We start from the raw sequence: 7,053 nt of genomic DNA, 5'->3' as shown, positions 1-7,053 counted from the left end.
ATCTATGTCGCCAACTGGTACTACATGGCCTTCATCCTGGTGGTGGCGATGCTGCACATCGTCAACAACCTCGCCGTGCCCGTCTCCTTCGGCCACGCGAAGAGCTACTCCGCGTTTTCCGGCGTCCAGGATGCGATGACGCAGTGGTGGTACGGCCACAACGCGGTCGCCTTCTTCCTGACCGCCGGCTTCCTCGGGATGATGTATTACTTCCTGCCAGTACGGGCGGGGCGGCCGATCTATTCCTACCGGATGTCGATCATCAGCTTCTGGGGCATCACCTTCTTCTACATGTGGGCGGGCTCGCACCACCTGCACTACACGGCGCTGCCGCAATGGGTGCAGACGTTGGGCATGACGTTTTCGCTGATGCTGCTGATCCCGTCGTGGGCGTCCGCCGCCAACGCGCTGCTGACGCTGAATGGCGCATGGGATAAGGTGCACGACGATGCAACGCTCCGCTTCATGATGGTCGCCGCGGTGTTCTACGGCATCAGCACTTTCGAAGGATCATTCCTCGCCATCCGGCCCGTGAACTCGCTCTCTCACTACACCGACTGGACCGTCGGCCACGTCCATGCCGGCGCGCTCGGATGGGTGGCGATGATCACGTTCGGATCGATATATGCCATCGTGCCATGGCTCTGGAAACGTGAGCGGATGTATTCCCCGCGACTTGTAGAGGTGCATTTCTGGCTCGCGCTGGCCGGCACCGTTGTTTACGTCTTCGCTATGTGGAATTCCGGTATCATCCAGGGGCTGATGTGGCGGACCTACAATGAGAGCGGCACGCTCGCCTATTCCTTCGTCGACTCGCTTATTGCGATGCATCCCTACTACATCGCGCGTGCCGTCGGAGGCCTACTGTTCCTGATCGGCGCGATCGTTGGCACCTACAACATCTGGATGACGATCAGAACCGGCATCCGCAAGGTGCATCATTCCGCGACCGACATGCCATCACCGGCGCTCGGCGGCACGACCATCCTTAAAGCGGGAGAGTAAGCCGCATGTTCGGATTGCACTATCGGCTGGAACGCAAGGCCATCGGACTCACGCTCGGCATCATCTTCGTAGCGAGCATTGGCGGCTTGGTGGAAATCGCGCCTCTCTTCACCATTCATCAGACGGTGGAAGACGTGCCCGACATGCGCGTCTACACGCCGCTCGAACTGGCGGGCCGCAACATCTACATTCGCGAAGGCTGCTACGCCTGTCATTCGCAGATGATCCGCACCTTGCGCGATGAAGTCGAACGCTACGGGCCCTACTCGCTTGCCGTTGAATCGAAATACGACCATCCGATGTTGTGGGGCTCGAAGCGCACGGGACCGGACCTAGCGCGCATCGGCAACAAATATTCCGACGAATGGCACGTCGCCCATCTCAACAACCCGCGTAATGTTCTTTCGGTCTCCGTCATGCCCGCCTATTCGTGGTTGCTGAAAACGACGCTGCGCACCCATGATCTCGGCGCGCACCTGAAAGCCCAGCGCACAGTCGGCGTGCCTTACAACGACGACATGATCGCGAACGCGAGCAAGGACGCCTACGGCCAGGCTGCACCGGATTCGCGCTATACCGACGGCGTTACCCAACGCTACGGCAAAGCCACCAATGTCCGCGCGTTCGATGGCAAGCCCGGCGAACTGACCGAGATGGACGCACTGGTCGCCTATCTCCAGGTGCTCGGCCACCTGACCGACGCGGCGAAAAAAACCGTCGCGAATGATGCGAGGTGATCATGGATCTCGGACACGATGCGCTAGTGTGGTTCTCGAAGTCGTTCGGATTGTTCTATCTGATCGCGCTCTCGATCATTATTGTTGTCTATGCCTACTGGCCGTCGAACAAAAAGGCGTTCGATCGCGCCGCAAAGTCGGTCCTGCACAATGAGGATGGACCATGGCAGTAGATGAACGAGACAACTACACCGGTTATCTCACCACCGGACATGAGTGGAACGGCATCAAGGAATTGAACACGCCCGTTCCACGTGCGGTGTACTTTTTCCTGTTGATCGCTTTTCTCTTTTCGATCGGCTACTGGGTGCTGATGCCCGCATGGCCACTCGGCGTCAGCTACACCAAAGGCCTGCTCGGCCTCGACCAGCGCAACGTCGTACAGCACTCGCTGGAGCAAGCTGCTCTCGGCCGTAGCGCATGGACCAAGCATATCGAGGCTAAAAGTTATCAGGAGATTCAGGCCGATCCAGCGCTGATGCTGATCGTGCGGCAGACCGGTCACACTCTGTTTGGCGATAATTGCGCCGTGTGCCACGGGCTCAACGCGCGGGGCGGCCATGGGTTCCCGAACCTGACCACTACCTCATGGCTGTGGGGTGGCGATCCGGAAGTCATTGCCGAGACCATCCGGGTCGGCATCAACTCGCTGCATCCCGACAGCCGCACCTCGCAGATGCCGGCTTTCGGCCATGATCAGATCCTCCAGCGGGCCGATGTCGACAAGGTGGTGGCCTTCGTGCGCTCGGTCTTCGATCCATCTACTGCGAAGACGGCAAAGCCCGGCGACGTGGGCGCTGGAAAGGAGATCTTCGCTGCCAATTGCGCCGCGTGTCATGGCGAGGACGCCAAGGGCAACAACGACGTAGGCGCACCGAACCTGACCGATAAGTTCTGGATCTATGGCGGCGACGCGCAGACGATCACGACCACGCTGTGGAACGGGCGGCAGGGCCACATGCCATCATGGGAAGGCCGCCTGACGCCGCTCGATCGCAAAATCCTGGCGCTGTATCTGGTCGATCAGAGGATGCCAAAGCAATGAGCAGCGTGGCGACATCGCATGGCGGGTGGAAATCCATCGTCCTGCTGTCAGTCGGCCTCGGGCTGAGCGCGCTGGTCGCTGCCAACGCGCATCTGCTTTACGTGGCTGCATCCTCCCAGCCTGATTGCGTCGCTCATCTCCAGCACGGCGAAGGCAACGGCACGACAAGCTTCAGCGCGGCGACCTCGTCGTGTTCATCGAAACCGTCCGTGACAACCAAAGCATTGGTGGAGTGATCAACATGACCATGATCCCGACCGTCGTGCCTCCGCTTCCTACAAAAAACCGCTGGCATCGCTTTCTTGCTCCCGCCGATGCTTTCACATGGCTTGCGAAAGGCTGGCAGGATCTGACCGTACAGCCGATGACGAGCCTCTGCTACGGCTTGCTGATCTTCCTCGCGTCGCTCGCGATCGTCGGCGGCATCTTCCGGCTGGGCTGGGACTATATCCTGTTTCCGGCGTTCGCCGGCTTCATGGTGGTCGGCCCGGTCCTCGCAATCGGTTTGTATGAAAAAAGCCGCCGACTCGCCGCAGGCCTGCCTGTCAGTCTCGCGAGCATGATCTTCGTCAGGCCGCGATGCGGTGGACAGATCCTGTTCGCGGGTATCCTCTTGTGCCTTTTGATGATCACATGGATGCGCGCAGCGGTGATCATCTACGCTCTGTTTTTCGGCCTAGTGCCGTTTCCCGGTCTCGAGCATATCGCATCGATGCTGTTTACCACGCCGGTCGGTTGGGCGACGCTTATTGTTGGCAACGCTATCGGCGGACTGTTCGCAGCCTTCTCGTTTACGATCAGTGCGTTTTCAATTCCCATGATGCTCGAGAGGCGTGTTGACGCCTTCACCGCAATGGGCACCAGCACGGCGCTGGTCTGGAACAATCTGCCCGTGATGCTAACCTGGGGCGCCATCGTGCTCGCGCTATTCCTACTCTCCCTGGTCACCGGAATGGTTGGCCTGATCATTGTGTTTCCCGTGCTCGGGCACGGCACGTGGCATGCCTACCGCGCGGTGGCAGACGAAGCCGCGATATAAAGACATGCCGTCGGCGGATTTCCGGCAGCGTGCGGAAACGGAGTACCGATGAGTTGTTGTGCGGCCGGCGCCGCCGAATTGGCTCTTGCCATGTCTGATCCTCGCACCGCGAATGAAGAAGTGCTGCTCGCAAGCCGACTCGTCGGGGACGGCGTCCGCCAGTCCGATCTCTCCGTTCCCGGAATTCACTGCGGCGGCTGCATCCAGAAGGTCGAAGCGGCGCTCGGCGCGCTTCCCGGTGTGGAGAAGGCGCGCGTCAATCTCTCTACCAAGCGCGTTGCGATCCGCTGGCAGGCGGAGAATCCGCCCGCACCGTTCATCGAAACGCTCAACAAAATCGGCTACGAGGCGCACCTTCATGATGCGGGCGCGAACGGGACGGACGAGACACTGACAGAGCTGATCCGCGCGCTCGCGGTGGCAGGTTTCGCTGCCAGCAACATCATGCTGCTATCAGTGTCGATATGGTCCGGCGCGGATGCTTCAACCCGCAATATGTTTCACTGGATCTCTGCGCTGATCGCCTCCCCTGCGCTGATCTACTCGGGCCGCGTATTCTTTTCTTCCGCTTGGCGCGTCTTGCGCCATGGCCAGACCAACATGGACGTTCCGATTTCCATCGGCGTGCTGCTTGCCTTTGGCATGAGCCTTTACGAGACGTTCCATCATGAAGCGCACGCCTATTTCGACGCGGCAATCTCACTGCTGTTCTTCCTGCTGGTCGGCCGCACGCTCGATCACATGATGCGCGAGCGCGCACGAACCGCGGTCCGGGGACTGGCCCGCTTGTCCTCGCGCGGCGCGCTCGTGGTGCAGGACGACGGCACACATGCCTATCTGCCGGTGAACGAGATCCAGCCGGACATGCACATCCTGCTGGCGGCGGGCGAGCGCGTGCCGGTCGATGCCCGCGTCGAAACAGGACAATCGGAGATCGATCGTGCGCTAGTGTCCGGCGAGAGCCTCCCGCAACCGGTCGCGCCGGGTGCGATGCTGTCCGCGGGTACGCTAAACCTGACCGCCCCCCTCACCGTCGTCGCGACGGCGGCTGCGAAAGATTCGTTCCTCGCCGAAATGGTGCGGATGATGGAATCCGCCGAAGCCGGGCGCTCGGTCTACCGGCGCATCGCGGACCGTGCCTCGCGGCTCTATGCGCCGGTCGTGCATCTCACGGCCTTCCTGACTTTCATCGGCTGGATGATCGTGGAAGGAGACCTTCATCACGGGGCAACCATCGCCATCGCAGTGCTGATCGTCACCTGCCCCTGCGCGCTCGGCCTTGCCGTGCCCATGGTGCAGGTCGCCGCCGCACGGCGTCTGTTCGAAAGCGGCGTGATGGTCAAAGACGGCGGCGCGCTGGAGCGCATCGCGGAAGTCGACACGGTGATCTTCGATAAGACCGGAACGCTGACCATGGATCGTCTGCGGCTCACGAACCGCGAGGCCATTGACCCCGCGGCGCTGGCAATCGCCGCATCGATCGCCGCCTATTCACGCCACCCCTACTCGCGCGCATTGGCCGCCGCGGCCGGCGAGAAGGCGATCACGCACATGACACTGAACGATATTTCAGAGCAGCCGGGCGCCGGAATGCGAGCCACCATCGGCACGACGATCTACAGGCTCGGCCGTGCGGACTGGGCGCTGACGGATGCAGCCGGACAGTCGGTCACCGCCGGCGTTGTCCTTTCCGAGAACCGGCAATTGCGCGCGGCCTTCCGTTTCGACAGCGATCTTCGCCCGGATGTCCGCGAGGCCGTGCTCGCCATTTCCCAACAGGGATACCGCGTCGAGATCATGTCTGGCGATCGCGACGAACCGGTGCGTTATCTCGCATCCGAGCTCGGACTTCCCTACCGCGCGCGCGTCTCCCCCGCCGACAAAACCAAACACATCGTTGACCTGACCGCGGCGGGACAGCGCGTGCTGATGGTCGGCGACGGCCTGAACGACACGCCTGCGCTCGTCGCTGCCCATGCGTCCATGGCTCCGGCCACCGCGGCCGATGTCGGACGCAATGCCGCCGATCTCGTCTTTCTGCACGACAGTCTTCTCGCCGTGCCTGAGGCCATTGCCGTCGCGCGCAATGCACAGCAGCTCGTGCGCCAAAATCTCGTCCTCGCCATCGGCTACAATGTCATTGCGGTGCCCCTCGCGATCCTCGGCCATGTGACACCGCTGGTCGCGGCGGTGGCGATGTCGTCCTCGTCCCTGCTGGTGATCGCCAATGCCCTGCGGCTGCACGGCTGGCGCTCTGGTAAGGAGCCGCGCGCTGACGCGCCCGCTCTCGATATCTTAAGCCCGGCGGTCGCGACGGAAAAAGCGCGATGAAGGATTACTTCTTCCTGATTCCGGTTGCGCTCGCGCTCGGCGCCATCGCACTCGGTGCGTTTATGTGGTCGTTGCGAAGCGGCCAATACGACGATCTCGCGGGGGCCGCAGAACGAATCCTGTTCGAAAACCGCGATGGTCCCGACGACACAACCTCGGCGCACGCGGACAAGCCGCCTCACGGCAATTAGTTGCTCGGTCCTGATGTGAGGTGGATTGGATGGTATCTGAATCGCTTGAGGTTGTCCGTCCAAGCCTTGAAACGCGGCCTGTGAGCACAACAACTGAGCGCGGAGTTATCGAATCGATGCTCGGCCGTTATTGGAAATCGTTGCGGTATTGATTCAAAGTCGGCTCGGCTCTGAACCGGCCCAAGGCTGCCGCTTGGGCGACGGCCGCACTGCTGGAAGCGATGGTGCCAGCACGCAGCGCGCAACCGGCATCCCCGCGAACCACGGGGAAGCGAGGTGAAAACGGGACCGCTGTCGATCGCGGGGACGTATTTTTGGTGTTTTATGCACCTGCGAGTGCGCCCCGGAGAGGGGTTCGTCCTTTTTGGAGGGGTCATGACTGAAATTAGAACAATACCCAGAAACGGGCTGATTTTTCTTGCCAACCCGACTCAGTTTCTGGCGCTGGCCGCCCGCATCATTCCATGGCTTGGCGGCATCACGGTCCTCTGTTTCCTTCTCGGGCTTTATCTGAGCTTTTCGACCGAGGGTGATTACCAGCAGGGCGAGACGGTGCGCATCATGTATGTACATGTGCCCTCGGCCTGGCTGGCGATGATGGGCTATACGATCATGAGTGTCTCGGCGATCGGCACGCTCGTCTGGCGCCATCCGCTAGCGGACGTCTCCGCCAAGGCTGCGGCCCCGATTGGGGCCGCCTTCACC

General features: G+C 61.4%; 9 protein-coding genes. All 9 read left to right on the top strand.

Features of this window, described 5'->3' with window-relative positions:
• Window positions 1–1,005: cbb3-type cytochrome c oxidase subunit I (locus G6N73_RS33960; RefSeq protein ID WP_206079245.1), on the top strand; the 1,005-nt coding region annotated here is incomplete at its 5' end.
• 5 nt (window positions 1,006–1,010) lie between these two features.
• Complete coding sequence (gene ccoO, locus G6N73_RS33955) at window positions 1,011–1,742, top strand: cytochrome-c oxidase, cbb3-type subunit II (protein ID WP_165034280.1); 732 nt, start codon at window positions 1,011–1,013, stop codon at window positions 1,740–1,742.
• A gap of 2 nt (window positions 1,743–1,744) precedes the next feature.
• The gene (locus G6N73_RS33950) at window positions 1,745–1,915 is read left to right on the top strand and encodes a cbb3-type cytochrome oxidase subunit 3 (RefSeq protein WP_165034279.1); all 171 of its coding nucleotides are present in this window, start codon (window positions 1,745–1,747) and stop codon (window positions 1,913–1,915) included.
• Window positions 1,906–2,787 (top strand): cytochrome-c oxidase, cbb3-type subunit III, encoded by an 882-nt coding sequence (gene ccoP, locus G6N73_RS33945; protein WP_165034278.1) that lies wholly within the window; start codon window positions 1,906–1,908, stop codon window positions 2,785–2,787. Before G6N73_RS33950 ends, ccoP begins: the two co-directional genes overlap by 10 nt.
• Window positions 2,784–3,023, top strand: coding sequence for a hypothetical protein (locus tag G6N73_RS33940; RefSeq protein ID WP_165034277.1), 240 nt, complete (start codon window positions 2,784–2,786; stop codon window positions 3,021–3,023). The genes ccoP and G6N73_RS33940 overlap by 4 nt, the downstream gene beginning before the upstream one ends.
• A 5-nt stretch (window positions 3,024–3,028) precedes the next feature.
• Window positions 3,029–3,826 (top strand): DUF2189 domain-containing protein, encoded by a 798-nt coding sequence (locus G6N73_RS33935; RefSeq protein ID WP_165034281.1) that lies wholly within the window; start codon window positions 3,029–3,031, stop codon window positions 3,824–3,826.
• 48 nt (window positions 3,827–3,874) lie between these two features.
• Complete coding sequence (locus G6N73_RS33930; protein WP_165034276.1) at window positions 3,875–6,157, top strand: cation-translocating P-type ATPase; 2,283 nt, start codon at window positions 3,875–3,877, stop codon at window positions 6,155–6,157.
• Window positions 6,154–6,348 carry a cbb3-type cytochrome oxidase assembly protein CcoS gene (gene ccoS, locus G6N73_RS33925; RefSeq protein ID WP_165034275.1) on the top strand — a complete coding sequence of 65 codons (195 nt, stop codon included), beginning with the start codon at window positions 6,154–6,156 and terminating at the stop codon, window positions 6,346–6,348. The genes G6N73_RS33930 and ccoS overlap by 4 nt, the downstream gene beginning before the upstream one ends.
• Window positions 6,349–6,723: 375 nt before the next feature.
• Window positions 6,724–7,053, top strand: a 330-nt coding sequence (ccsA, locus tag G6N73_RS33920; RefSeq protein WP_165034274.1) for a cytochrome c biogenesis protein CcsA, incomplete at its 3' end; no start/stop codon positions are given.

Source organism: Allomesorhizobium camelthorni (assembly GCF_011045125.1).
GTDB classification, from domain to species: Bacteria; Pseudomonadota; Alphaproteobacteria; order Rhizobiales; family Rhizobiaceae; genus Allomesorhizobium; species Allomesorhizobium camelthorni.
This window is presented reverse-complemented; position numbering and strand designations above follow the sequence as displayed.